The sequence below is a fragment of the Georhizobium sp. MAB10 genome, from assembly GCF_045012825.1.
Classification (GTDB): domain Bacteria; phylum Pseudomonadota; class Alphaproteobacteria; order Rhizobiales; family Rhizobiaceae; genus Georhizobium; species Georhizobium profundi.
The window spans coordinates 1,243,492-1,269,781 of record NZ_CP118314.1; the positions used below are offsets into that span (position 1 = coordinate 1,243,492).

Here is a 26,290-nt window from a genome sequence, read left to right on the forward strand (position 1 = left end):
ATACATGGCGGAGTGTGTGTCCGGCTGATTGCATGTCTGCTCGGGCTGGTTTGAATTGATGGTTTCCATTGCTGATTATCTGCGCGATTTTGGTGCGCCGGACGAGGTTCGCGGCGTGCACGCGACCCGTCTGCGTCCTGTCGAGCCGCAGCCGGTCAGCATCGATATCGCGCCGGCCGTTCCCGATCGGGACTTCGAGGCGGAACTGACAGCCGCTTTCGCGCGCGGCGAGCAGGCGGCGGCCGCCCGTGCGGAGGCGGAGCTTACGGCTGCACTCGAGGCCGAACGCGCGCGGCATCGCGAGGAAATGGACAGCGTCCGCACCTCGTACGAGCAGGATTATGCGACGATGATCGCGTCCAAGCTCGATGGCATCGCGGGCAATCTTAGCGATACGATCGGTGAGCAGGTCAGTGATGTGCTGGCGCCGTTCCTCGACTCCATCATCCGCCGCCGCGTCGTCGCCGAACTGGCCCGCGCCATCCAGGCCGCGATCGCCAATGGGCCGGAAGCGAGCGTCTCGGTCTCTGGGCCGAAAGGCCTTCAAGAACAGCTGGCGCGCCACTTCGACGATGCAGGCGTCGCCTTCGCCTTCGAAGAAAGCGACGACATGGACATTATCGTGAATTTCGATGGCACGGTCTTCGCGACGCGGCTCGCGGACTGGTCTGAAGCCTTGAAGGAGGCCGTAGCGTGAGCGGAGACAGCAATCGGCCTGAAATCGAGCGGGAAATCGTTATCGTCCGACGGGGCGGGCATGGCGATGAAGAAGGGCATCACGGCGGTGTCTGGAAGATCGCCTATGCCGACTTCATGACGGCATTGATGGCGTTCTTTCTGGTCATGTGGCTCGTCAATGCAGCCAATGAGGAAACAAAGGCGGCGGTTGCGAGCTACTTCAACCCGATCCAGCTTATGGATGAAAAGCCGGCCGATCGCAGCATCCAGGATGAAGGACAGGCCTCCGAAGGCGAGACCAACCGACCTGCTGCCGATACGCAGGGCGAAGGCACGACGGATGGCGCGAGCACCGAACAGGGCTCCGACCGCAATGCAACGGCCGGAGAAAAAACGGAGTATTCCGAATCGGATTATTTTGAAAATCCCTATGCCGTCCTGGCGGAAATCGCTCGCGAAACGGGCCAGCAGGCCAATACTTCCGACGCGGGCGAGGGTGGAGCGCAGACGTCAGGACCTGCGACCGGCGCGTCCGGTGGCGAGGCCTATCGCGATCCCTTCGATCCGGATTTCTGGTCGCAGCAGTCGCTGAGCGAAATCAGCCTCGATCCTGCCAATGAGGAGACGGCGCTTGTGACGCCTCAGGCCATCTCCGATGATGCCGCGCTGATCGAAGAAGCCCTTTCGCCGGCCGCAGATACTGTCGATCCGGCTGCGGGAGAGGATATTGTGATCGCGCCGGCTGCGGCTCCGGAGCCGGCAGCGGCGCAAAGTCCAGCCGAGGCGGCGCCAACTTCTGAAACGCCTCCCGCTGAAATGGCAGCAGTGACTCCTGAGGCTGATACCAACGCGCAGTTGGATGCAGCGCAGGAACTGCGTACTGAGATCCAGCAGCAGATCGCCGGCGTCGGCGGCAAGCTGGCGGAGGGTCTTGAGGTGACGCCGGCCGAGGGCGGGCTTCTGATCAGCCTGACCGACCAGGTCGATGTCGCCATGTTCGCCAGCGGTTCTCCGGTTCCGCAGCGCGAGCTGGTGCTGGCCATGGAGCGCATCGGCGCGCTGCTTGCGGAACGTGACGGCCAGATCGTTATCCGCGGCCATACGGACGCGCATCCCTTCCGCGGCGAAGGCAACGACAATTGGCGGCTTTCGACAGCGCGCGCGCACAGCGCCTACTACATGCTCGTGCGTGGCGGCCTGGAGGAAGATCGCATCGTGCAGGTGTCGGGCTTTGCCGATCGCCGGCCGAAGCTGCCGGATGATCCCTTCGCCGATGCCAACCGTCGTATCGAAATACTCGTGCAGGCCGATGCCAGCGAGATCCTCCCATGAAACGGCGCTGGCTCGCCATCGTCGCAGTCGCGGCTTCGGCGTTCGTGCCCGTCAAGGCACAGGCCATGGAGGCCGGTCCGACGCCGCTCTCCATGGTGCGGTCATTGCAGTTCGTGCAGGACGCGGTGATCAAGGGCGATCATTCGGCCATCGAGATGCAGCGTCACCTGCTGACGGTGATCGACGAGCGGCTGCGCGCGGCGAGCGCCGAGACGTTCTACGACCAGCACGGCATGGATGCCGCGATCATCTACGCGCTCAGCGGAGGCAACCCGGCAACGTTGCCGATGCTCGCGCGCCGGTTTCCGGAAGCGGGCTTCGATCCGCGGCTCATGCCTCTGCTTGAAGAGCATCTACGCGGGCGCGGGCGCGGTGTCTTCGAACCCCTGCGCGATATTCTGGTGCATTATCAAGGAACGCGCATCGAGCCCTATCTGACGCTTGTTGCGGCGAATGCAGCAGCGCTTTCCAGCCCGGCCGATTCTCTTCCTCTGTTCGATTGGGCGAGGCTCCTGGCTCCAGGCTCGATCATCGAGGAAGCGGCGCTTCGGCGATCCGTCGAGGTTTCCGTGAGGCTCGGCATGGTCGATGAGGGATTGAAGCGTGCCGAACGCTATGCGCGGCGCTTCCTGCACTCGCCCTATGCCGGCCAGTTCGCCGATCTCTTCGTGGAACTGGTGCTCTCGCACCCGGACGATGTGAAGAGCGAGCGGATCGCCGAAACGCTGGCGTTCATGGACGAGGCGCGGCAGCGCTCGATCTATCTGCGCATTGCCCGGCGGGCAGCCATCAACGGCAACCGGACTTTGGCCCAGGAAGCGGCCGCCGCTGCCGAAGGACTCGGGGTGCAAGATGAGAAGGCGCAGGCGCTCGCCAATCTCTATTCCGGTGCCGCGGCCATTCCGGGCGAAGATGTGAGCGGCGTCGCTGCCGCCGTTTCCAGCATCGATGATGCGGCGTTATCACCACGCGATCGAGCGCTCCGATCCGCCGCCGAGTCGATCGCCGCTGCGGTCACGCGGCCGCCGATCCTCGAAGCGATTGCCGAGCCGGTAGCGGTATCGGTCGAGCCTGATGCCAGTTCTGCTCCCGACACCACGCAGCCGGCCATGATGCCGCAGGGCGAGGGCGCACCCGAAACGACGGATGCTCCGACCGATGCGGTCAAAGATGAAGTGGACGGCTTCGTCGACGATCGCCGCGCGGTTCTGGAAAGCATCGACGCATTGCTGGAGGAAGACCGATGAGCGCACCTGTGGGAATCGGACTGCCCGCAATTGGCAACGATCCGACGATCAAGGGTCGAAGCGGAGGCCAGAAGGAACGGGACGCAGGCGATGTCTTCAGCCAGGCGATCGATCGGCTGTCCGCCAAGGATCCGAAAGGGCAACGCGGCGGCACTGGTAACGGCCAGGCCCGCGCAGAGGCATCAGCCAATGGAAAGGGCGACATCGAGGTGGATATCACCAACGCGCCGCGTGGGGGCAAGGACGTGGCAGGCCCGCGAGAAATCGGCCGCGAGGATCGCAGTTCACTGCTCGCCCTTTTCGAGAACACCGCCAAGGCCGGCAACCGGCCAGTGGATGGCTCGAAGCCGGATGATACCATTTCCCAGGAAGCGAATGGAGCACAACCTCAAACGCTTGAGTCCGCTTCGGGTGACCTGTCCGAAAGCTCGGATGCGGCTGAAGACAGTTTCGATCTGACGCAGGACGTGATGGACTTCGCGGGCACTCAAACCTCGCAGGGCGTCGGCACGAGTGTGACTTCGTCCCTGCAGCAGGCTCTTGCCAAGCCGGACACGATCAGCGCCTGGCTGCAATCGCGCAGCACGACCACGGCTTTGCCGGTGGTTCCGGCTGATGGTCAGCTTGCCGTCGACGGTCCGGACATTGCTGCATTGAAGGGCGCGGAGGTGCCGCAGAGCGCCGATGGCGAGATCGATGTCTTCCGCATGGTCGGCGGCAAGGGCGACGTGCCGTCCATAGTGGTCGATGCCGTGGCCCGCTCCATCGCGCAGGGCATGGCCAAGGGCCAAGCACGGCCAGATGGAACGAAGGCCGACCCGATCCGCCTCGATGGTGCATCTCGTGGCGCGAAGGTGGACGGGGTTGATCCCGATCGGCTCAAGACAGCACCCATGCTGGATAGCGGCCGTGGCGTGAGCGACACATCGCAGAAGACCAGCGCCACCACGCCGGCAGACCGTCTTGCCGATCTTGGTGGTCGGCAAGACCGGGCAGACAATATGCTGCGCGCCGGTGCCGATCTTTCGATCCTGGAAAGCCGCAAGTTTCTCGGTGTGGCCGCAGGCCAGACGTCCACCGCCGGCATCATCAGCACGGTAACCGAGAACGGCGAGTGGAACGCGATGCTGCGGGACGTGGCTTCCACATCCGCCACAACGCTCGACACGGCACGCAATGCCAGCAACACGCTGAAGATCCAGTTGAACCCGGTCGAACTCGGCACGGTGACAGCCACGTTCCGCATGAGCGGCGGTGATCTGACCATCGAACTGAAGGTCGAGACGATCGAGGCCTATCGGCAGTTGTCGGATGACCAGAGCGGCCTCGCCAAGGCCCTGAAGGCGCAGGGCATCGATGCTCAGAACGTCGTTGTCCAACATGTGGGCAGCGATCGCTCGGCGCAAAGCGCAAGTGCAGGCCCGACTTCGGGCAACGGTGCCGCCGGCCAGCAGGGCCAGATGGAAGGCGGCAGCAGCCAGCAATCGGCAACCGGGCAGCAGCGCGGTGAGGGCGGCAGCGACGGTCGTCGCGGTTCGGGACGGGAGCAGGGAGATGTCGATGCGCGCAGGACTGATCGCGCTGCTTCTGGCGACGTGTATCTCTAGCCAAGTGAGCCAGGCAGCGGCTGCGAGCTGCGAAGCGGAGATCACTGACGCTGCCAAGGCCTACGATATTCCTGTCGGCATTCTCTATTCCGTCGGGCTCACGGAGACCGGGATGCGCGGGTCATTGCAGCCCTTTGCGCTCAATATCGAAGGCAAGGCATACTTCGCGCGGTCGAAGAGCGAAGCGGTGCAGGTCCTGAACGATGCTTTGGCGCAGGGTAAAGTGCTGGTCGATCTTGGCTGCATGCAGATCAATCATCACTATCATCGGGACCAGTTCGCCTCGGTCGATGCCATGCTCGATCCGCATGCCAATGTTCGCTATGCCGCGCGATTTCTGCATGAGCTGAAAGGTCGGCATGATAGCTGGACGATGGCGGTGGCGCGTTATCATGCGGGGCCGAACAACGATCCGGCTCAGAAACGGTACGTGTGCCGCGTCATCAGCAATCTGGTGGCCACGGGGTACGGACAATGGACGCCCGGCGCCCGTGCATTCTGCACGTGATCCGTCACCTTTCTTCTTCAATCTCAGATTGAATTAGCGGAAGCTACGTCCAATTGTGGCCGGCAAGGCCAAATTTAGGCGTTGTTAACTTTTTCCAAAGGAAATTTGTGGCTCCGCCGCGAGGCCTCACAACATCTAGTATCAAATCGGCACGCCAAGCGGTCGCAACTGCCAAAAGGCATCAATATTTCCTGTAGTTGTTCCAGAATCTCACGATTCGTAAAACGTGGTTAACGCGATGGGTGCGGTGATTCGGGGGCGACAATGATCGTTGTGGTTGACGAGCGAGAGCTCGTGACGGAAGGCTTTAAATCGCTTTTCGGACGGGAGGGTGTGCCGTCTGCAAGCTTTGAGCCTCGTGAGTTTCAGGCGTGGGTTCACACGGCAGCGGACACGGATCTCGATGCTGTCGAGGCCTTCCTGATCGGTAAGTCGAACTCGACTTTCGAGCTTCCCCGCGCCATCCGCAGTCGCTCTGCAGCACCGGTGATCGCGGTCAACGATACGCATTCTCTGGAAGCCACGCTGGCGCTCTATGACAGCGGCGTCGACGACGTCGTTCGCAATCCGGTTCATCCGCGGGAAATCCTGGCCCGTGCGGCTGCCATTCGTCGTCGCTTGAAGTCGATGGTCAACCATACGGACATCGGCTCGATCCGCGTGTTCTCCGATGGTCGTGATCCAGAAATCGAAGGCGAGACATTCGCTCTGCCGCGCAGAGAGCGCCGAATTCTGGAATATCTTGTCGCCAATCGCGGCAAGCGTGTCACCAAGGGGCAGATCTTCAACGCCATCTACGGCATCTTCGACGAAGACGTCGAAGAGAACGTCGTCGAAAGCCACATCAGCAAGCTGCGCAAGAAACTGCGCAAGAAGCTCGGCGTCGATCCGATCGATTCCAAGCGCTTCCTTGGCTACCGCATCGACTGGGACTGAGCGATCTCTCGCCCCGGCGGCGGCCTCTGTCAGGTTCGCGCAAGCCAGGGCCCATAGCATCGTCCCCAATCAATCTACAAAGGGTCTGATCGATGAGTCTCAACGGCATGATGCGCACTGGCGTATCGGGAATGAACGCGCAGGCTAATCGGCTGAGCACGGTCGCCGAAAACATCGCGAACTCCGATACCGCAGGCTACAAGCGCGCCTCGACCGAGTTCTCGTCGCTGATCCTGCCAGGCTCCTCCGGCTCCTACAATTCAGGCGCCGTGACGACTGACGTCCGATACAACGTCAACAAGCAGGGCGAGCTAGAGTTCACCTCCTCGGCGACCGATCTTGCAATCGAAGGTCCCGGCTTCTTCATTGTCGAAAACGGCAATGGAGACCCGTTCCTCACGCGTGCAGGCTCTTTCGTGCCGAATGGCAGCGGTGAGCTGGTGAATGCGGCCGGGTTTACGCTTCTCGGCTATCCTTACAACGGAACCGGTACGCCTCAGACGGTCGTCAACGGTTTCGATGGCCTGTCGCCCGTCAATATCGGCCAGGGCAATCTGAGCGCAACGGCTTCTACCGAAGGTAATTTCGCCGGCAACCTTCCGTCCGGTGCGGCGGTTGGAGATAGGGTGAGCAGCTCGCTCGCTGTATTCGATACGGTCGGCAACACTGTCCTGGTCGATCTCGTCTATACCAAGACCCAGGTTGCCGACCCGTCGACATCGACGCCGGAAGAATGGACGCTCGAAATCGTGCGCCGTGATGATCCGACGGCGACGCCGCTCAACGCGCCCACGACGCTGTCCTTCACGAACGGCCAGCTCACAACCTCGCCGTCGCTGACGTTCAATCTTGGGACGGGCAATCCAGACATTGCGATGGATCTCAGCCGGATCACCGCACTTGGCTATCCCTATGATGTAGCGTCCGCCGGAGTGAACGGCAGCGCGCCGAGTAAGCTCGAAAGCGTGCAGATCAGCTCGAACGGCATTGTCTACGGCCAGTATGAGAACGGCGATCTGAAGCCGCTCTATCGCCTGGCGATGGCCAACGTTCAGAGCCCGGACAAGCTGCAGCCATTGGCCGGCAACGTTTACACGCAAGGCGTTGATTCCGGCGTGATCGTCACGGGCTTTGCCGAAAGCGGCAATTTCGGTTCAATCATTTCCGGCGCACTCGAAGGCTCCAACGTCGATATCGCCGAAGAGCTCACCAGCATGATTGAATCGCAGCGTAGCTACACGGCCAATTCGAAGGTCTTCCAGACGGGTTCGGACCTGATGGAAATCCTGGTCAATCTGAAGCGATAAACCGTCTTTCAAGGGTTTGGCATGTCTCTGACATCGGCACTCAATACGGCTCAATCGATCCTTTCGAACACGTCGACGCAAACGTCGACCGTGTCTCGAAACATTTCGAATGCCGGCGCAGAGAACTATGTCCGCCGATCTGCCACGCTGGCGAGCAACGGTTGGGGCGCGCAGGTCGTGAACATCTCGCGCGCCGCCAATGACGTGCTGTTCCGCGACAGTCTCGTGTCGACATCGTCGGCAAGCGGTCAGAACGCGCTTCTGGACGGCATCGACCAGATCCGTGCCTTGATCGGCGGCAATGATTTCGAAAAGGCACCGGCGGCCCTCATGGGTTCACTGCGTGACTCGCTGCAGCTTTTTGCGTCGCAGCCGAGCAACACCAGCGCAGCCCAGGGAGCGGTCGCCGACGCCATTCTGCTTGCCGACGGTATACGCCAATCATCGATCGACCTGCAGAAAATGCGCCTGCAGACCGACACTGAGATTTCGCGTCAGGTCGAGGATCTCAACAAGCTGCTCGGCGAGTTCGAAGTCGTCAACAACGACGTGCGCAATGCGACGCGTAGCGGCCAGGATGCCTCCGATGCGCTGGATACTCGCGACGGGATCCTGAAAAGCATTTCCGAAATCATCGGCGTGACGGTCGTCAAGCGGCCGAACAACGATATCGCGCTCTACACGAAAGAAGGCGCGACGCTGTTCGAAACGGTGCCGCGCGACGTGACCTTTGCGCGGACGAACGGCTTTGACGCCAACACGGTCGGCAATGCCGTGCTGGTCGACGGCGTACCGCTTGGTGCCGGCGAAGGGGGAGCGACAACCGCTTCGGGTTCGCTCGGGGCGCTTCTCCAGGTTCGCGATACGATTGCGCCGACTTACCAGTCGCAGCTCGACGAAATGGCGCGTGCTCTAGTGACGACATTCCGCGAAGTGTCGCAAACGGGCGGCACTGATCTGCCGGGTCTCTTCACCTGGAGTGGTGGCACCGTCCCTCCCGATGGGACGATCGTGCCTGGCATGGCAACCTCGCTTGCTGTGAACGCCGCTTACGTGCAGCCGTCCGGCAACGCTTTCCTGCTGCGTGATGGCGGTGCGAACGGCGCAGACTACGTCGTAAACGTCGAAGGCGGCGCCGGGTTCTCGTCACTCATCGAGGGTTTCGTGACGCAAATGTCGGAACCCGTGAACTTCGATGTGAACGCCCAGATCGGTGCGAGCGCATCGCTCTTCGATTTTGCTGCCAGTTCGGTCGGCTGGATGGAAAGCCTGCGCCAGCAGGCAAACACCGCTGCCGAAAATAAGAACGCCTCCTACTATCGCACGACCCAGGCGCTCTCGAATGCCACCGGCGTCAACATCGACGAAGAGATGGCCAAGCTCCTGGAGCTTGAACAGTCATACAAGGCGTCCGCCCGCATCATCACGGCGGTGGACGAGATGATCAATACGCTGCTGAGCGTGCGTTAGAGCCATGAAGACAACTTTCGTTTCAACCAGTGCCATGCAGAACGCGGTCCGGCTCGCCATCCAGCGGGCGCAGTCGGAAGTGACCGACCGGCAGCAGGAAGTCGTGACCAACCGCTATGCGGATGTGGGCTTGGCGCTCGGCTCGAAGTCGACACGGTCGATCTCGCTCAACCGCGAAGTCGCGCGCATCGACGCCGTGCTCGACACGAACGCGCTTGTCGGCCAGCGGTTGTCGTCTTCGCAGGTTGTTCTGGGTCAGCTGTCGGAGAGCGCGCAGCAGATGCTCGACACGCTGATCACGCTCAGCGACGGCGAAAATGCATCTCTGGTTAAAGTCGCACAGCAGACGATCAACGGCGCGCTCGGCAATTTCTCGGCTTTGGCAAATACGTCCAACAGCGGCGAGTTCTTGTTCGCCGGTGTGAACACCGATGTTCGGCCGATGAACGATTATTTCGCGCCGAGTTCGCCTGCCAAGGCCGCGTTCGACAATTTGTTCCAGTCGCGCTTCGGCTTTTCGCAGAATGATCCGCAGACGGAGACGATTTCGGCTGCAGACCTGACCAACTTCCTCGATACCGACGTCAAGCAGATGTTCGAGGGCCCGGCCTGGAACCTGAACTGGTCGAGTGCGTCTGACACGAACCTGACGAACCGCATCAATGGCTCGGAGGTCATTCAAAGCTCGACCAATGCCAACAATGCGGGCTTCCGCCAATTCGCTATGGCCGCAGTGGTCGGCAGCGAGCTGATCGGCGGCAACTGGAACAGTCAAGCACGCGCGGCACTGAGCGACGCCGTGATCAGCATGGCCGGCAGCGCGATCACCTCTGTCGACGAGCAACGGGCAGAGCTTGGCGTCGCCGAAATGCGGGTGACAAAAGCCAATGTCAGCCTGCGAACCCAGAAAGATATCGTTGCGGTTTATATTGGTGAACTCGAAGGCGTCGATCCTTACGAGGCTGCCACGCGCATGAATACACTGCTCACCCAGATGGAAGCGTCCTACTCGTTGACCGCGCGAATCCAGCAGATGAGCTTGTTGAACTTCCTCTAGCCGCTCGTGCCGTCCGGCTCTGGCGCAACACATGACAAGGCGAGCTGAATGTATCAGTTTTCTGATGCCGAGATACAGCAGGATGATGTTGCTGAATCGAAGGACCGGGAGCGGCAGGTTCTCGACAAGTCCATCGGCCTTCTGGAGCGGGCCCGAGTGGCCGGCCCGAAATCGAGAGATGCCATTGAGGCACTCTACTTCACCAATCGCGTCTGGATGCGCTTCATCGAAGACCTGAATGCGCCGGACAACGAACTCGATCTTTCGCTCAAGGCAAATCTGATCTCGGTCGGCTTTTGGATCCTGCGCGAAAGCGACAAGATCCGGAAAGGCGAATCCGAGAACTTCGAAGGCATCATCGACATTTCGTCGATCATCAGGGATGGACTGAAATGAAGAGTTCGCTGCGAATTTCGCTGAAGAGCGGCGAAAGAATCTTCATCAACGGTGCCGTCCTGCGGGTCGATCGCAAGGTGTCGCTCGAGTTCCTCAACGACGTCACCTTCCTTCTGGAGAACCACGTTCTTCAGCCGGAGGATGCGACGACGCCACTCAGGCAGCTTTATTTTATCGTGCAGATGATGCTGATCAACCCGGAAGGCGCAGATCAGTCGATGAACATGTTCAAGAAGTCGATCATGATGCTCTTGAACTGCTTCCAGAACGAAGAAATCCGCACGCAGCTGAAACTGATCGACGAGATCGTTTCCGGCAAGAAGCCGTTCGAAGCGCTCAAGATGATCCGCAAGCTCTACCCGCTCGAAGATCAGGTTCTGAACACGCCTGAGATGACGCCGGCCACGATCACTGCGATCCAAAAGGAGATTGCGCCATGGAGATAGGGGCCACCGGCAGCGCGACGACGAGCACCGCGGCGACCTCCAAATCGCAGCAGGCGTCGGAAAACGCCATGCTTGACTACGACAATTTCCTGCAGCTTCTGGTCGCACAGATGCGCAACCAGGATCCGACGGAGCCGATGGACTCGACGCAGCAGATCGCCCAGCTGGCGACCTTCTCCCAGGTCGAGCAGACGATCCAGACGAACCGTCGGCTCGAAATGCTGCTACAGTCTTCAGCGCTGTCCGAAGCCAATGCCGTCATCGGCCGCACATTGACCTCGACCGACGGATTGACCTCGGGCGTCGTCAAGGAAGTTCTTCTGCGGTCTGACGGCATCACTGCGATTCTCGAAGATGGCAAGAAGATCGATGTGACGTCGGGCGTTTCCATCAGCTGAGGCAGCGTGCCATGAATGAAGCAGACGCTCTCGAACTGGTTCAGAATGCCATCTGGACGATCATCGTGGCTTCGGGGCCTGCGGTGCTTGTCGCGATGGTCGTCGGCGTCGGCATCGCCTTCATCCAGGCGCTGACGCAGGTTCAGGAAATCACGCTCACCTTCGTTCCCAAGATCGTTGCCATCCTCGTCACCGTCGCCATTTCGGCGCCGTTCGTCGGGGCACAGATCTCACTGTTCACGAACATCGTCTTTTCGCGCATCGAGAGCGGCTTCTAGAGCAGGGTCTCTGCGACCCTACCGAAATGCTCACGCAAGCTTCGCTCGCTAGGTCTCTGTCAGGCGGTCTCCAACACCGACGCATGACGCGTCCGTGCGACCGGCCCGAAGCGGACGGCAGTGACGATGGCGCAGATCCAGGCCCTTTCCCCGGCATTTCCCAAGAAGCAAGGCCGCGACGTGGGCTTCGCGCTTGGGATCGTAGCCATCCTGGCGATCCTGTTCCTGCCGCTGCCGCCGATCCTCATCGACATGGGGCTGGCCTTCTCGATCGCACTGTCCGTCCTGATCCTGATGGTTTCGCTCTGGATCCAGCGGCCGCTCGAGTTCTCCTCGTTTCCGACAATCCTGCTGATCGCCACGATGCTGCGGCTCGCGATGAACATCGCGACAACCCGCATCATCCTGTCCCAGGGCCATGAAGGCACCGATGCCGCCGGCAGCGTGATCCACGGTTTCGCGAACCTCGTCATGTCCGGCGACTTCGTGATCGGCCTGATCGTGTTCATGATCCTGATCGTCGTGAACTTCATCGTCATCACCAAGGGTGCCACCCGCATCGCGGAAGTCGGCGCGCGCTTTACCCTCGATGCAATCCCCGGCAAGCAGATGTCGATCGATGCAGACCTGTCGGCCGGCATCATCGATGAAAAGGAAGCGCAGCGCCGCCGCAAGGAACTGGAGGAGGAAAGCTCCTTCTTCGGGTCCATGGACGGTGCGTCCAAATTCGTGCGCGGCGATGCGATCGCGGGCCTGCTGATCACGGCCATCAACATCTTCGGTGGCATCATCATCGGCTATGCGCGCCACGACATGCCAATCGGCGAAGCAGCTGACGTGTTCGTGCGCCTGTCCGTCGGCGATGGCCTCGTTACGCAGATCCCGGCGCTGATCGTTTCGCTGGCGGCCGGCCTTCTGGTGGCGCGCGGCGGCACGACGGGCTCGGCTGACCAGGCCGTCATCGGCCAGCTCAGCCACTATCCGAAGGCACTCATCGTTGCGGCAGTGCTGATGTTCGTGCTGGCGTTCATGCCCGGCCTGCCGTTCCTGCCTTTCGTCGTACTCGGCGGCATCATGGCCTTCGGCGGCTGGATCATTCCTCGGCAGATCGAGGCAGTGAAGCTTGCGGAGGCTGAGGCCGAGCGCAGCACGAAGATGGAAGAGCAGGCGAAGGAAAAGGACTCGGTGAAGTCTGTCCTGAAGACTGCGGAAGTCGAGCTTCTGCTCGGCAAGCACGTCTCGTCGCGACTGCTCGGCGCGCACCAGGAACTGGCTTTCCGGGTCGGCAAGATGCGCAAGAAGTTCGCGATGCAGTACGGCTTCGTCGTTCCAGAGATCAAAGTCAGCGACGATTACTCGGTGCCCCAGAAGGGCTACCAGATCCGCATCCACGGAACCGTGGTCGCCGCAAACGAACTGCGCGTCGGCGAAGTCATGGTCGTCAAGCAGGCGAACCGCATGCCGAGCGTGCCGGGGGACGATATTCGCGAGCCGGCCTTCGGCATGCCGGCCATCTCGATGCCGGAGAGCTTCACCGAAGATCTCAAGCGCGAAGGTTTCCAGCCGATCGACAACGTCTCCGTCGTTTTGACCCATATGAGCGAAGTCATCCGCAACAACCTGCCGCAGCTTTTGTCGTACAAGGACATGAAGGTGCTGCTGGAACGGCTCGATCCCGAGTACAAGAAGCTCGCCGACGAGATCTGTTCGTCGCACATGACCTATTCGGGCCTGCAGGCCGTGCTCAAGCTGCTGCTTGCCGAGCGGGTGTCGATCCGCAACCTGCATCTCATCATCGAAGCGGTCGCCGAGCTTGCGCCGCATGTGCGCAAGACCGAGCAGATCGTCGAGCATGTGCGTATCCGCATGGCGCAGCAGTTGTGCGGCGACCTTGCCGAAAACGGCGTGTTGCGCGTGCTGCGCCTCGGCAACCGGTGGGATCTCGCCTTCCACCAGGCGCTCAAGCGCGACAACAAGGGCGAGGTGGTCGAGTTCGACATCGATCCGCGTCATCTGGAAGAGTTCAGCGAGCAGGCGACCAAGGTCATCCGCGAGGAGCTGGACAAGGGGCGCCCCTTCGTGCTCGTCACCGCACCGGATGCGCGGCCTTACGTGCGCATGATCATCGAACGCCTCTTTGCGACACTGCCCGTCATTTCGCATGTGGAGATAGCCAAGGGGCTCGAGATCAAGGTTCTGGGCTCGATCTCTTGATCACGGATCCCGAAGGCTCCGTCCTCGCTCTTTTCGCGGCATTTTGCCGGATCGGCGCCTGCTTCATGCTGCTGCCGGGCTTCGGCACCATTCGCGTGCCGCTGCAGGTCAGGCTCTTCATCGCCATCGGCATTTCCTTCGCGCTCGCGCCGCTCATGTGGGACCAGATTTATCCGCGCGTTTCGGAAGGTGGTCCGGGTTACATCGGCATCGTCGGCGTCGAGCTTCTCATCGGATCGGTCATCGGGCTGCTTGCGCGCTACTACGTGGCGGCATTGCAATTTGCCGGTTCGGTCATCTCCATGGTCATCGGCTTCAACGGCATGCCGGGTGGCGGCATCGAGGACATGGAGCAGCACACCGACCTGTCGCGGCTGATCAGCTTCACCGGCATTCTCATGCTGTTCATGCTCGATTTCCACCACGTGGTGATCGTGTCGCTGACGAGCTCCTACGATTTCATGCCGCTCGGCCTCGCGTTCGACTCCCAGCTGGCTCTGGTGTCCTTGACCGACACGCTGCTCGCGTCGTTCCGGCTGGTGCTGCAACTGTCGAGCCCGTTCATCATCTACGGTCTGGTTTTCAACCTTTCTGTCGGCCTCGTGAACAAGCTCGCGCCCCAGATACCGGTCTACTTCATCTCACTGCCTTTCCTCATCGCCGGCGGGCTGCTGCTGATCTATTTCGGCTCGGGCGATTTCTTCCGCCTGTTCGCTGCCGGCTTCGAACCGATCTTCATGGAGCGTTGACATGAGCGCCGAGCGCTACGCCAAGCTGAAGCGTCTTGCGGCCGTTCAGCGACAGATGGAGCGGGTGGCCGATGTCGAGCTCGCCGACATCATGCGGGAGCGCGCGCTTGTTGCGGACAAGATGGATGCGCTTGTCAGCGCGCTTGCTTCGCCGAAACCGGTGCACGCCAACTTCTCAAAGCTCTACGGCGCGCAGATCGGCAAGCTCAAGGTGCGCGACCAGATCCTGACCGGCCGCATGCAGTTGCAGCAGAAGAAGGTCATGTCCGAGAAGGCCAAAGCGGATCGCCTCGAGGAGTCGACGGCCACGGCGCTGGGCGAGGTGGAGCGACAGAAACAGGAGGCCGAACTTGAGCAACTGCTTGAATGCATTGGCGCTATCGACGCTCAAGCCTCCCGTAAGTTTCAAGGCTCATAGTCACGCCATGTTGATTTGACGGTGCGTCGATGCAGATCGCGCCGAAACGTTCCAGCTCTGAGGGCTTGTCCATGAGGGACGGCGCAGCGCTTCAGCGACGGTGCATATCTTGGCCATCTCTCCCGCGAGCGACATCATTCTCGACGTCATCAACGCAGCAGATCCGTCGAGCGTGCGCGAAGCCCACCGCGCTTTGACGCAGAAGGCCGCCAATGGTGCGCAGTCGGCGTCCATCGAGTTTTCGATCGCCCGCGATGGCGGAGCGGCCGCCCGAACCGGCCGAGGCGCACTGTCGCCGGCCGACGATGCGATGAAGACCTACCGCGACTTTGAGGCGATGGTCCTGCAGACTTTCGTGAAATCGATGCTGCCCCAGGATGCCGAGGAAATCTTTGGCGAAGGGACCGCGGGCGAGATCTGGAAGGGCATGATGGCCGAACACCTTGGCCGCATGATCTCCGAGGGTGGCGGCATCGGCATTGCCGAGCAGCTCGCGCCAGATGGCGCCCGCGTGACAGCCGAAGGACGGCTGGTCTCGTCCCACACGCCGGACGCGGAACGCGACCGTGCGACCATGATGCTTGAAGAATTGCAGCGCACGACACTGAACGACTGGAAAGATATTGAGGGACGGGAACGCTCTGAAGCAGCGGACAATCGCGCCTAAGCTTCAGGCATACCACTTGCTTTGCCGATAACAATGAAAAGGCCAAACATGGAAACCAACGGCACTGAACTGAGAATCTCCGGCGTACTGGGCCGGTTGGAAGCCGTGCTTGAGCGCGAGAACTCGCTTATCGGCACCGATGCTCGGTTCGACATCACTGCATCGAACGCCCAGAAGAGCCGCTGCCTTTACGAACTGAATTTGCTCATGAAGTCGATGGAGCCGTTCGATCTGCCGCGTGCGGCAGGGGATCGGCTTATCCGTCTTCGCAGCGTGGTCGAAACCAACGCAACGCGCGTCAAGGCCCATATGGAAGCCGTGCGGGACGTTACCGACCTGATCAACGAGGCTGTTCAGGCCGCTGAAGCCGATGGCACCTATTCCATGGATACCTTCAGGCCCGCAGCACAATGATCAAGCTTGCGCTCACCGCCGTCTGGATCTGCGCCGTTACGCTCGGCGCGGTCTATTTCGCGATCCAGACATCGTCGACCAACGAAGCGGAGGCTGCCGTGCCTCCTCCATTCTTCGGTGGCCTCGACTATGTGCGCGGTGAGGTAATTTCGGTTCCTGTCATTCGCGATGGCGCGGTGCAGGGCTATTTCCTGGCCCGTCTGGTCTTTACGGCCGAGCCTGAGAAACTCGCTAAGCTCTCCATCCAGCCGCAGACGCTGATCACGGATGAGCTCTACACCCACCTGATGGGCAATCCGAATATCGATTTCACGACGATGGAAACCTTCGACCTGACGCAGTTCCGCGAGGGCGTGCGTGATGCGCTGAATGCGCGGGTCGGGGAAAAGATCTTCCACGAGATCATCATCGAGCAGGTGGACTACCTGACCAAGGAAGAAATCCGCTCCAACATGCAGCGTCGCCGCCCGGCCGCGCCCGCATCGGCAGCTGCCACGGCGCCGACGGAACCGGCTGCGGCGGAAGAACCCGCAGCCCATTGAGGCACAAAGCCTGAATTTCTGGACTCGATGGTTGATTTTCTCGTCGCGATAGCGTCAACGCCTGCCTGACGCACAATGCGGAGAGCAGGATGACGGCGCAAATTCTCGACGGCAAAGAGATCGCCAAGGGCGTGATCGCCAGGGTGAAATCGGAAACCGAGGCGCTCGTGCACGCGACCGGCGTGACGCCAGGGCTTGCGGTCATCATCGTCGGCGACGATCCGGCAAGCCACGTCTACGTGTCCTCCAAGAGCCGCATGGCAAAAGAGTGCGGCTTCCGTTCGAGCCAGTACACGCTGGAGGCGACGACCAGCCAGGAAGAGCTTGCGGCTCTCGTTGCAAAGCTCAACGCCGACACTTCGGTCCACGGCATTCTCGTCCAGCTCCCCCTGCCGGCAGGGCTCGATGCCGATGCGATCATTCAGGCGATCGATCCCGCCAAGGACGTCGACGGCTTGGGCGTCGCCAATGCCGGCAAGCTGATGACAGGCGATCTCAAGACAGGCCTGATCTCCTGCACGCCGGCGGGCGCGATGGTGTTCGTGCGTCAAGTGCACGGCAATGACCTCTCAGGCCGCGATGCCGTGGTGATCGGCCGGTCCAACCTGTTCGGCAAGCCGATGGCCGCGCTTCTTCTTGCCGCCAATGCGACGGTGACGACGGCTCATTCGCGCACCAAGGATCTCGCCGCCCATTGCAGGCGTGCGGATATTCTGGTCGCTGCGGTAGGCCGCCCGCAAATGGTGCAGTGCGACTGGATCAAGCCGGGCGCGACCGTGATCGATGTCGGCATCAATCGCATCGATGCGCCGGAGCGCGGCGAGGGGAAGACGCGCCTCGTCGGCGACGTGGATTTCCAGGCGGCCGAGCAGGTAGCAGGCACCATCACGCCTGTGCCAGGTGGTGTCGGACCGATGACGATCGCCATGCTGATGGCCAATACCGTGATCTCGGCCCATCGTGCCGCGGGCCGCGAACCGCCCGTCTTCTGACAGCGCTTATGAAACTCAGCCGGCCCGTTGCTGGCGGCTGATGTCCAGTTCCGTCGGGGCAGGGCCGGTGGAGGCGCGCATGATCAGTTCCACCGGCCACACTTCCTGCTGCTGATCGAGTGTCGAGCGAGCCACGGCATCGATGAGCCGTTCTCCGATGCGCGCACCGGCAGCCCGGATCGACGACCGCGTCGTCGTCAGCGGCGTCGTGAAGTTCTCGGGCTTCAGGTAGGGGAACACGTCGTCATGCGCGATCAGCGAGATGTCGCGGCCGACCTTCAGGCCGCGCTGGTTGATGGCTCGCACGGCGCCTAGCGCAAGCAGCATGCTCGAGCACAGAACGGCAGTCGGAGGCTCCTCGGTCTCCAGGCAGCGGACCATGCCGCGATACCCATTCTCCTCGGTCATCGCGAATTCCTGGCAGTGCGCCGGGTTCAAGCTGAGATCACGGCTTTTCAGCGCTTCTTCGAGGCCTGCGCGCCTGGCGATCGCGAAGGTCAGATAGTCCGGTCCGTTCAGAAGCGCGATCCGGCGATGCCCCAGTTGCAACAGAAGATCGGCAGCGTCGCGGAAGGCACCGTGATTATCAATGTCGAGCAGCGGATAGTCGTGCGGCCCGTCGCTTGCCGCGCGCCCGTGGACGACGAAGGGCAACATCAAGGATTTCAGAAGATCGATGCGAGTATCGTTTCGGCGCGTATAGGCGAGGAAGATGGCATCGACGCTGCCGCTCGCAGCAAGCTTGCGGAATGTGGCTTCCTCATCTTCCGGCCGGCTCGGGTGAACGACGAGGAGGATGTCTTCCGACACGCAGACTTCGCCGAGGCCCGACAGGAATTCGGAGAAATGCAGGTCGGTGTCACGCCCCGGACTGGAGGGCATAATGACGCCGATCGAGCCCGCCTTGCCTGTTGCGAGACGCTGAGCCGCGCGGTTCGGACGATAGCCGGTCGCCTGCACGGCTTGCAGAACGCGTTGACGCGTGCGCTCATTGACTTCAGGATAGCCGTTCAGGGCACGACTGACCGTCGTTTGAGAGAGGCTCAGATGCTTGGCCAGCTCTTTGAGGTTCACGGCCGTCACTCCCCAGGTTCGGCATGCTGCATTGCACCAAAGCGCTTTGACAAACGCCCTCCTGTCAGTGGCGAAGAAGCGTTTGCAGATCGCTGCAATGGGTCAGATTTCAGTGTGATGATACCCGCTTATTCATCATAAGCTACCGAGAACAGAGCGATAGTCGCGTAATTCAGGAGTTTATTAATTGGGAGCCTTGACTTGCAGCGCATCATCCAATCTTGTCGCTGCGACCAAAGCGCTTTGGATTTTGTGCCGCTCGTTGCAGTGGCCATTTGCTCGACGTTATGGTCTCTGATCAAAAGCATGCGTTCAGACGATTGAATTGACTGGGAGGGAACCCGATGAAGAACTGGCTGATGATGAGCGTTGCCGCCGTGGCCTTGACCGCGGGCACGGCGAGCGCTCAGGAATTGATTTTCGCACCTGGTGAAGACGATCGTTTCAACTGGGAAAGCTTCGAGGCATTCTCTGAAGCGCACGATCTCGAAGGCGAGAGCCTGACGATCTTCGGACCATGGCGCGGGGAGGACCAGGCGCTGTTCGAAAGCGTCGCCGCCTATTTCGAGGAAGCGACCGGCGTCACCGTCAATTACTCGTCCTCCGAGAACTACGAGCAGCAGATCGTCATCGACACCGAGGCCGGCAGCCCGCCGGATGTCGCGATCCTGCCGCAGCCAGGCCTGATTGCCGATCTCGCGTCGAAAGGGCAATTGACGCCGCTTGGGGACGAAGCACGCGACTGGATCAACGAAAACTACGCCGCCGGTGAAAGCTGGGTCGATCTCGGCACCTACGAGGGCCCGGACGGCGAGGCATTCTACGCGTTTCCCTACAAGATCGATCTGAAGTCCATCGTCTGGTACATCCCCGACAATTTCGCCGATGCCGGATATGAGGTTCCCGAAACCTACGAAGATCTGAAGGCGCTGACGGAGCAGATCGCCGCCGATGGGTATACCCCCTGGTGCATCGGGCTCGGTTCAGGCGGTGCGACGGGCTGGCCCGCCACCGACTGGGTGGAAGACCTGATGCTGCGCACCCAGGCGCCTGAAGTCTACGACCAGTGGGTCACCAACGAGATCCCCTTCAACGACCCGGCGGTCATCGGCGCGATCGAGGAATTCGGCTTCTTCGCCAAGAACAACGATTTCGTGCAGGGCGGAAGCCAGGCCGTCGGCTCGACCGACTTCCGCGAAAGCCCGAACGGCATGTTCGCATCGCCGCCGGAATGCTTCATGCACCGCCAGGCATCGTTCATCTCGTCTTTCTTCCCGGAAGGCACCGAGCTTGGTCTCGATGCGGACTTCTTCTACCTGCCGGCATCGGCCGAGAACGATCTCGGCCGCCCGGTGCTCGGCGCCGGCACGCTCGCGATGCTGACACGGGATACGGAGGCTGGCCGCGCCTTCATCGAGTTCCTGCAGACGCCGATCGCACATGAGGTCTGGATGGCACAGTCGGGCTTCCTGACGCCCTACACGGGCGCCAATCTCGAAGCCTATGCCAATGATGCGCTCCGTCGCCAGGGCGAAATTCTGACCGAAGCAACGACATTCCGCTTCGATGCCTCGGACCTGATGCCGGGTGCGATCGGTGCGGGCGCTTTCTGGACGGCGATGATCGACTATGTCGGCGGCGCTTCCGCCGAAGAGGTCACGACGGCAGTCCAGAATTCCTGGGACTCCATCAAGTAGCACCGTTCAAGCTGCCGGCTTCCTCTCGAGGGAGCCGGCTGGCTCGGCGCGCGGCATGACGCACACGCGCGGGGCATAGCATACCCTGACCAAAGCCATGGCAGCCGAAGGGGGCGGCCAAAGGGGAGGCTGATCGCATGGAACAGCTTGCAGGTGCACTCGTCACCGTCGTCATCGGCGTCTTGGGATGCGCAGCCTATTTCTTCGGCTCCAACTTCCTGCTCGATGCGGCATTTCCGTCGCGGGGGCGCGATCCCCTGACCGCCGCGCGCAACATGCGACGCGCCAATGCCATCCGCCCGTGGCTCTTTCTCGGGCCGGCGCTTCTCGTGCTCGGCATCTATCTCGTCTACCCGGTGTTCGAATCCCTGCGGCTTTCGCTGCACGACCGGTCCGGCCGCAACTTCGTCGGCCTCTCCAACTACGTCTGGATGGTCAACAATCCGGGCTTCCGGGAGTCCATGTTCAACAACATGCTCTGGCTGCTCTTCGTGCCGGCCTTGTCGACCTTCCTCGGGCTCGTCATCGCTGCGCTCACGGACCGCATCTGGTGGGGCAACATCGCCAAGTCGCTGATCTTCATGCCGATGGCGATCTCCTTCGTCGGCGCATCGGTGATCTGGAAATTCATCTACGACTACCGTGCCGCTGGTTCAGAACAGATCGGCATCCTCAACGCCATCGTCGTCTATTTCGGCGGTGAGCCGCAGGCATGGATCACCATCCCCTTCTGGAACAACTTCTTTCTCATGATCATCCTCGTCTGGATCCAGACGGGTTTTGCGATGGTCATCCTTTCGGCGGCACTGCGCGGCATTCCCGACGAGACGATCGAGGCGGCGGTCATCGATGGGGCCAACGGCTTTCAGATATTCTTCAAGATCATGATCCCGCAGATATGGGGCACGATCGCTGTCGTCTGGACGACGATCACGATCCTGGTTCTCAAGGTCTTCGACATCGTGCTGGCGATGACGAACGGGCAATGGAACACGCAGGTTCTGGCCAATCTCATGTTCGACTGGATGTTCCGCGGTGGCGGCGATTTCGGGCGCGGGGCAGCGATCGCCATGGTGATCATGGTGCTGGTCATCCCGATCATGGTCTGGAACATCCGCCGTGCCAGCGCCGAAATGGAGGGCCGCTGATATGGGAGGCGCCGGTTCCGCTAAATCCCCGCTCACCTGGGCGGTTCATCTCTCGGTGTTGCTGCTCGTCATCCTCTGGACGCTGCCGACCGCAGGCCTCTTCATCTCCTCCTTCCGTGACAAGGACCAACTCGCGATCTCCGGCTGGTGGACGGCACTCGCCGGCTCCACCCAGAACCTGCAGGCCCGCACCGGAACCTCTGACGACCAGGTCGAGCGCAACGGCGTATTCATCCTCGAAGGCAATGTCTTTGGCGAGGGGAGCGGCACCGTTTCGGCGTTCGGTACGTCGGGCCTGAACCCGACGGAATACGAGCCCGGCGCCGAAGCGGAGCTTCGTGAAGGCGGGGTGCTGACCGTCGCCGAGGATGGTGCCTATGCGATCACCTCGCCGAGCGAGCTCGACCTCCCGCGCGGGGCACGCATCTTCTTCACGACCACCATCCCGCCGCGCTTCACGCTCGACAATTACCGCGAAGTGCTGGCGTCGGAAGGGATCGGTCGGTCCTTCATCAACTCGCTGACGGTCACCATTCCGGCAACGATCATTCCGATCCTGATTGCTGCCTTCGCCGCCTACGCGCTTGCCTGGATGAAGTTTCCGGGCCGGGCACTCCTGATCGCCGTCATCGTTGGACTGCTGGTCGTGCCGCTGCAGATGTCGCTGATCCCGCTCTTGCGCATGTATAACGGCATCGGGGCCTTCTTTGGCGTGCCGGCGAAAACCTATCTCGGGATCTGGCTGGCCCATACGGGCTTCGGCCTGCCGCTCGCGGTCTATCTGCTGCGGAACTACATCGCCGGGCTGCCGCGCGAGATCATGGAATCGGCGCGTGTCGACGGAGCGAGCGACTTCGAGATCTTCATGAAGATCGTGCTGCCACTCTCTTTTCCGGCGCTCGCCTCCTTTGCGATCTTCCAGTTCCTCTGGACCTGGAACGACCTGCTCGTCGCCATGGTCTTCCTCGGCGCGCAGGACAGCGAACTGGTGCTCACCGGACGCCTGGTCAACCTTCTCGGATCACGCGGCGGCAACTGGGAAATCCTGACGGCTTCGGCCTTCATCACCATCCTGGTGCCGCTCGCCGTGTTCTTCACCCTCCAACGCTACCTCGTCCGCGGCCTTCTCGCGGGCTCCGTGAAAGGCGGATGATCCTCCCACTATGACGATTGCCATGAACGATTTGACCGAAAACGCGACATTGCTCACCGACAAGGCTGCCGATCACGACTGGTGGCGCGGCGCGGTGATCTACCAGATCTATCCACGCTCGTTTCAGGACACGAGCGGCGACGGCATCGGCGACCTTGCCGGGATCGCGCAGCGTATCCCCTACATCGCATCGCTTGGCGTGGATGCGATCTGGATTTCGCCGTTCTTCACCTCGCCGATGAAAGACTTCGGCTACGACGTCTCCGACTATCTGAGCGTCGATCCGATGTTCGGGACCGTGCACGATTTCGATGACATGATCGCCACGGCCCATGCCCATGGCCTCAAGGTCATGATCGACCTCGTAATTTCCCACACGGCCGACATCCATCCGTGGTTCGTCGAAAGCCGATCCAGCAAGGACAATGCAAAAGCCGATTGGTATGTCTGGGCCGATGCCAAGGACGATGGGAGCCCGCCCAACAACTGGCTGTCGATCTTCGGCGGCACGGCCTGGGAGTGGGATTCGACGCGCTGCCAGTACTACCTGCACAACTTCCTGACGTCGCAGCCCGACCTCAATTTCCACAATGAGGACGTGCAGGCGGCGGTCCTCGATGTGGCGCGCTTCTGGCTCGACCGCGGGGTCGATGGCTTCCGGCTCGACACGATCAATTTCTACTTCCACGACCGGCAGCTGCGCGACAATCCGAGCCTGCCCGTAGAGCGTCGCAACGCGAAGACAGCACCCGCAGTGAACCCCTACAATTTCCAGGAGCATCTCTACTCCAAGAGCCAGCCGGAGAATGTCGAGTTTCTGCGCCGGCTGCGCGCACTGATGAACGAATATCCGGCGATCGCGGCCGTTGGCGAAATCGGCGACAGCCAGCGCGGGCTGGAGCTGATGGCCGAATATACCGGCGGCGGCGACAAGATGCAGATGTGTTACGCCTTCGACTTCCTGGCGCCGGAAGTGCCGACGGCCGAGAGCGTCGAAGAGGTGTTCACCACGCTGCGTCAGGCGTCGGAGGATGCGTGGCCGTGCTGGGCGATGTCGAACCATGACGTGGTTCGGCCTGCGACCCGCTGGGGCGACCATGTGCGCGATCGGACGGCCTATATGAAGCTGCTGGCCGGGCTCATGGCATCGCTGCGCGGCTCACTCTGCATCTATCAGGGCGAGGAACTGGGTCTGACCGAGGCGGACATCGCTTACGATCAGCTCCAGGATCCGTATGGCATTCGCTTCTGGCCGAAGTTCAAGGGTCGTGACGGCTGCCGCACGCCGATGGTCTGGGACGGCGACGGCGTAAATGCCGGGTTTTCCAACGGCCGCCCGTGGCTTCCGATCCCCGGCGACCATCTCGGTCTCGCGGTCGACAAGCAGGACCACGTCCAAGGCTCGATGTTGAACCACTACCGAAAGATCCTGGCGTTTCGGAAGGCGCATGAGGCGCTGCGCGTCGGCACCATGTCGATCCTGAAAGCCGAAGACGGGATCCTGATCATCGAGCGCAAGGCGGGTGACGAGACGATCCTGTGCGTCTTCAACCTGTCGGATGAGCGTCGGGATGTGGCGCTGGAAAGACCCGGCATGCAGGCGATCAGCGATCATGATTTTTCTGGTCTTTACCGCGACGGCACCGTCCATCTCGGTGCTTTCGACGCGTTTTTCGGCAAGACGGACTGAGGTTCGGGAGGAAACGTCGAGTGCGATCGGCCGCAGGGCCGTACGCCCGGACGGGGGAGCGAGATGACTGCACTGCAGCTCAAGAACATCAAGAAATCCTATGGCAATGTGGATGTGATCCACGGGGTCGATCTGGACATCCAGGAAGGCGAATTCGTCGTCTTCGTCGGCCCATCCGGCTGCGGGAAGTCGACGCTTCTCCGGATGATCGCGGGTCTGGAGGAAATATCCGGCGGTACGCTTTCCATCGGCGGGCAGGTCGTCAACGACATCCCGCCCTCTAAGCGCGGCATTGCGATGGTGTTCCAGTCCTACGCGCTCTATCCGCACATGACGGTCTACGACAACATGGCGTTCGGCATGCGGATCGCGAAGGAAAGCAAGGAAGAGATCGATCGGCGCGTGCGCGCCGCAGCCGACATCCTCCAACTGACCCAGTATCTCGACCGTTTGCCTAAAGCGCTCTCCGGCGGTCAGCGCCAGCGCGTTGCCATCGGGCGGGCCATCTGCCGCGATCCAAAGGTGTTTCTGTTCGACGAGCCGCTGTCGAACCTCGATGCCGCATTGCGCGTGGCGACCCGCATCGAGATCGCCAAGCTGCATGAATCAATGCCGGACACGACGATGATCTACGTCACGCACGATCAGGTCGAAGCGATGACGCTTGCCGATCGGATCGTCGTGCTGTCGGCCGGCCGCATCGAGCAGGTCGGGTCGCCGATGGAGCTTTACCATCACCCGGCAAATCTCTTTGTTGCGCAGTTCATCGGGTCGCCGGCCATGAACATCCTTCCTGCGCGGGTCGAAAAGGCAGGGACGCAGACGCAGGTCGCCTTGGCGGGCGGGCGCCATGCAGTGGTCGATATCGCGACCGACCCGTCACAGGAAGGCAAGGCTGCCAGCTTCGGCGTGCGTCCCGAGGATCTGACCGTTGCGACCGGAGAGGACTACCTGTTCGAAGGGCAGGTCGCGCTTTCCGAAGCGCTTGGCGAAGTGACGCTCTATTACATCGAGGGACTGGTCGAGGGCGAGCCGATTGTCGTGAAGGTGCCCGGAAACCAGCCCGTGCGGCGCGGTGAGACGATGCGCTTCACGGCCAAGCGCGATTGCCTGCATCTTTTCGACGAGGCCGGCACGACCTATCGGCGATAGGTCCTCGACCCGCGCTGGTGAAGCAACGTGCACGATGTCGTGAGTTTCGCGTGTTCGAGAAACTTGGGCGGAACCTGGCCGTATGTTCGTTGTCCCGCTTCGAGGACGACGACCTGTGGAGGTTCGCATGCGCAAGACCCGTTCCCATTCGATGTCACTCGCTCTCTCAGCCGCAATGGCGGCGTCGGTGTTCACCGGCGTCGCGATCGCCCAAAGCAATCCGACGGTCGGCGGAGCGCCGATGCTCGAGACGATGAACATCGTCGAAAACGCCGTGAATTCGCCGATCCACACAACGCTTGTGGCTGCCGTCCAGGCCGCGGATCTGGTCGATACGCTGGCCAGCGCCGGACCCTTCACCGTCTTCGCGCCGGTGAATGATGGTTTCGCGGCGCTTCCGGCCGGCACGGTGGAAACCCTCCTGCGGCCGGAAAACAAGGACCAACTGGTCAAGGTACTGACTGCGCATGTTGTCTCCGGCCGGATCTCCGGCGGCGAACTCAAGCGCGACGTGATCGCCAATGGCGGGCAGCTTGAGCTGACAACGGTAAGCGGTGATACGCTCGTAGTGACGGAGCAGGGCCGTGGGTTGGCCTTGACCGATGAAAATGGCGGCACGTCCACCATCACCATCGCCGATGTCAATCAGTCGAACGGCGTCATTCACGTCGTCGACAACGTGCTCGTGCCGCAATAAACACACGGCGTTCGACCGAAACC

Annotated in this window: 27 protein-coding genes; 26 read left to right on the plus strand and 1 reads right to left on the minus strand. The window is 61.4% G+C overall.

The window, feature by feature from the left end:
• The first annotated feature begins 58 nt into the window (after positions 1–58).
• The 20 genes from PU133_RS05730 to folD all read left to right on the plus strand — a co-directional run bounded on the left by PU133_RS05730 (position 59) and on the right by folD (position 17,656).
• Complete coding sequence (locus tag PU133_RS05730) at positions 59–697, plus strand: hypothetical protein (RefSeq protein ID WP_404863849.1); 639 nt, start codon at positions 59–61, stop codon at positions 695–697.
• A complete protein-coding gene (locus tag PU133_RS05735; RefSeq protein ID WP_404863850.1) occupies positions 694–2,010 on the plus strand; it encodes a MotB family protein in 1,317 nt (438 codons plus the stop codon). The genes PU133_RS05730 and PU133_RS05735 overlap by 4 nt, the downstream gene beginning before the upstream one ends.
• Entirely contained in the window at positions 2,007–3,257 is a 1,251-nt protein-coding gene (locus tag PU133_RS05740) for a chemotaxis protein (RefSeq protein ID WP_404863851.1), read from the plus strand. The genes PU133_RS05735 and PU133_RS05740 overlap by 4 nt, the downstream gene beginning before the upstream one ends.
• Entirely contained in the window at positions 3,254–4,864 is a 1,611-nt protein-coding gene (locus tag PU133_RS05745) for a flagellar hook-length control protein FliK (protein ID WP_404863852.1), read from the plus strand. The genes PU133_RS05740 and PU133_RS05745 overlap by 4 nt, the downstream gene beginning before the upstream one ends.
• Positions 4,818–5,372 (plus strand): transglycosylase SLT domain-containing protein, encoded by a 555-nt coding sequence (locus PU133_RS05750; protein ID WP_404863853.1) that lies wholly within the window; start codon positions 4,818–4,820, stop codon positions 5,370–5,372. Before PU133_RS05745 ends, PU133_RS05750 begins: the two co-directional genes overlap by 47 nt.
• Positions 5,373–5,636: 264 nt before the next feature.
• Positions 5,637–6,308 carry a response regulator transcription factor gene (locus PU133_RS05755; protein ID WP_126008572.1) on the plus strand — a complete coding sequence of 224 codons (672 nt, stop codon included), beginning with the start codon at positions 5,637–5,639 and terminating at the stop codon, positions 6,306–6,308.
• Positions 6,309–6,400: 92 nt separating this feature from the next.
• Complete coding sequence (locus PU133_RS05760) at positions 6,401–7,615, plus strand: flagellar hook protein FlgE (protein WP_126008574.1); 1,215 nt, start codon at positions 6,401–6,403, stop codon at positions 7,613–7,615.
• A 21-nt stretch (positions 7,616–7,636) separates the two neighbouring features.
• Complete coding sequence (flgK, locus tag PU133_RS05765; protein ID WP_126008576.1) at positions 7,637–9,085, plus strand: flagellar hook-associated protein FlgK; 1,449 nt, start codon at positions 7,637–7,639, stop codon at positions 9,083–9,085.
• 4 nt (positions 9,086–9,089) lie between these two features.
• Positions 9,090–10,142 (plus strand): flagellar hook-associated family protein, encoded by a 1,053-nt coding sequence (locus tag PU133_RS05770; RefSeq protein ID WP_404863854.1) that lies wholly within the window; start codon positions 9,090–9,092, stop codon positions 10,140–10,142.
• 48 nt (positions 10,143–10,190) lie between these two features.
• Positions 10,191–10,538 carry a flagellar biosynthesis regulator FlaF gene (gene flaF, locus PU133_RS05775; RefSeq protein WP_404863855.1) on the plus strand — a complete coding sequence of 116 codons (348 nt, stop codon included), beginning with the start codon at positions 10,191–10,193 and terminating at the stop codon, positions 10,536–10,538.
• Positions 10,535–10,984: a flagellar biosynthesis repressor FlbT gene (flbT, locus tag PU133_RS05780; RefSeq protein WP_404863856.1), complete on the plus strand. Its 450-nt coding sequence runs from the start codon at positions 10,535–10,537 to the stop codon at positions 10,982–10,984. The genes flaF and flbT overlap by 4 nt, the downstream gene beginning before the upstream one ends.
• Positions 10,975–11,382 carry a flagellar hook assembly protein FlgD gene (gene flgD / locus PU133_RS05785; RefSeq protein ID WP_126008584.1) on the plus strand — a complete coding sequence of 136 codons (408 nt, stop codon included), beginning with the start codon at positions 10,975–10,977 and terminating at the stop codon, positions 11,380–11,382. Before flbT ends, flgD begins: the two co-directional genes overlap by 10 nt.
• An 11-nt stretch (positions 11,383–11,393) precedes the next feature.
• Positions 11,394–11,660, plus strand: coding sequence for a flagellar biosynthesis protein FliQ (fliQ, locus tag PU133_RS05790; protein ID WP_126008586.1), 267 nt, complete (start codon positions 11,394–11,396; stop codon positions 11,658–11,660).
• A 126-nt stretch (positions 11,661–11,786) separates the two neighbouring features.
• Positions 11,787–13,874, plus strand: a complete 2,088-nt coding sequence (flhA, locus tag PU133_RS05795) for a flagellar biosynthesis protein FlhA (protein WP_404863857.1) — start codon at positions 11,787–11,789, stop codon at positions 13,872–13,874.
• Positions 13,871–14,623, plus strand: a complete 753-nt coding sequence (gene fliR, locus PU133_RS05800; RefSeq protein ID WP_404863858.1) for a flagellar biosynthetic protein FliR — start codon at positions 13,871–13,873, stop codon at positions 14,621–14,623. The genes flhA and fliR overlap by 4 nt, the downstream gene beginning before the upstream one ends.
• Position 14,624: 1 nt before the next feature.
• Positions 14,625–15,041, plus strand: a complete 417-nt coding sequence (locus tag PU133_RS05805) for a hypothetical protein (RefSeq protein ID WP_404863859.1) — start codon at positions 14,625–14,627, stop codon at positions 15,039–15,041.
• Between the two features lie 109 nt (positions 15,042–15,150).
• A complete protein-coding gene (locus tag PU133_RS05810) occupies positions 15,151–15,708 on the plus strand; it encodes a rod-binding protein (protein WP_404863860.1) in 558 nt (185 codons plus the stop codon).
• 48 nt (positions 15,709–15,756) lie between these two features.
• The gene (locus tag PU133_RS05815; RefSeq protein WP_404863861.1) at positions 15,757–16,122 is read left to right on the plus strand and encodes a hypothetical protein; all 366 of its coding nucleotides are present in this window, start codon (positions 15,757–15,759) and stop codon (positions 16,120–16,122) included.
• Positions 16,119–16,664, plus strand: coding sequence for a hypothetical protein (locus PU133_RS05820; protein WP_404863862.1), 546 nt, complete (start codon positions 16,119–16,121; stop codon positions 16,662–16,664). The genes PU133_RS05815 and PU133_RS05820 overlap by 4 nt, the downstream gene beginning before the upstream one ends.
• Positions 16,665–16,753: 89 nt before the next feature.
• Complete coding sequence (gene folD, locus PU133_RS05825; RefSeq protein ID WP_404863863.1) at positions 16,754–17,656, plus strand: bifunctional methylenetetrahydrofolate dehydrogenase/methenyltetrahydrofolate cyclohydrolase FolD; 903 nt, start codon at positions 16,754–16,756, stop codon at positions 17,654–17,656.
• 15 nt (positions 17,657–17,671) lie between these two features.
• Here folD and PU133_RS05830 read toward each other — a convergent pair whose 3' ends face one another.
• On the minus strand, positions 17,672–18,730 hold the full coding sequence (locus PU133_RS05830) for a substrate-binding domain-containing protein (protein ID WP_404863864.1): 1,059 nt from the start codon (positions 18,728–18,730) through the stop codon (positions 17,672–17,674).
• 344 nt (positions 18,731–19,074) lie between these two features.
• Here PU133_RS05830 and PU133_RS05835 point away from each other — a divergent pair, with 344 nt between their 5' ends.
• The 6 genes from PU133_RS05835 to PU133_RS05860 all read left to right on the plus strand — a co-directional run bounded on the left by PU133_RS05835 (position 19,075) and on the right by PU133_RS05860 (position 26,267).
• Complete coding sequence (locus PU133_RS05835) at positions 19,075–20,427, plus strand: ABC transporter substrate-binding protein (RefSeq protein WP_404863865.1); 1,353 nt, start codon at positions 19,075–19,077, stop codon at positions 20,425–20,427.
• 137 nt (positions 20,428–20,564) lie between these two features.
• Positions 20,565–21,575, plus strand: a complete 1,011-nt coding sequence (locus PU133_RS05840; RefSeq protein ID WP_404863866.1) for a carbohydrate ABC transporter permease — start codon at positions 20,565–20,567, stop codon at positions 21,573–21,575.
• A 1-nt stretch (position 21,576) separates the two neighbouring features.
• Complete coding sequence (locus tag PU133_RS05845) at positions 21,577–22,728, plus strand: carbohydrate ABC transporter permease (protein WP_404863867.1); 1,152 nt, start codon at positions 21,577–21,579, stop codon at positions 22,726–22,728.
• A gap of 22 nt (positions 22,729–22,750) precedes the next feature.
• Positions 22,751–24,418, plus strand: coding sequence for an alpha-glucosidase family protein (locus PU133_RS05850; protein ID WP_404863868.1), 1,668 nt, complete (start codon positions 22,751–22,753; stop codon positions 24,416–24,418).
• A gap of 63 nt (positions 24,419–24,481) precedes the next feature.
• Positions 24,482–25,570 carry an ABC transporter ATP-binding protein gene (locus PU133_RS05855; RefSeq protein WP_404863869.1) on the plus strand — a complete coding sequence of 363 codons (1,089 nt, stop codon included), beginning with the start codon at positions 24,482–24,484 and terminating at the stop codon, positions 25,568–25,570.
• Positions 25,571–25,697: 127 nt separating this feature from the next.
• On the plus strand, positions 25,698–26,267 hold the full coding sequence (locus tag PU133_RS05860; protein WP_404863870.1) for a fasciclin domain-containing protein: 570 nt from the start codon (positions 25,698–25,700) through the stop codon (positions 26,265–26,267).
• Positions 26,268–26,290: the final 23 nt, after the last annotated feature.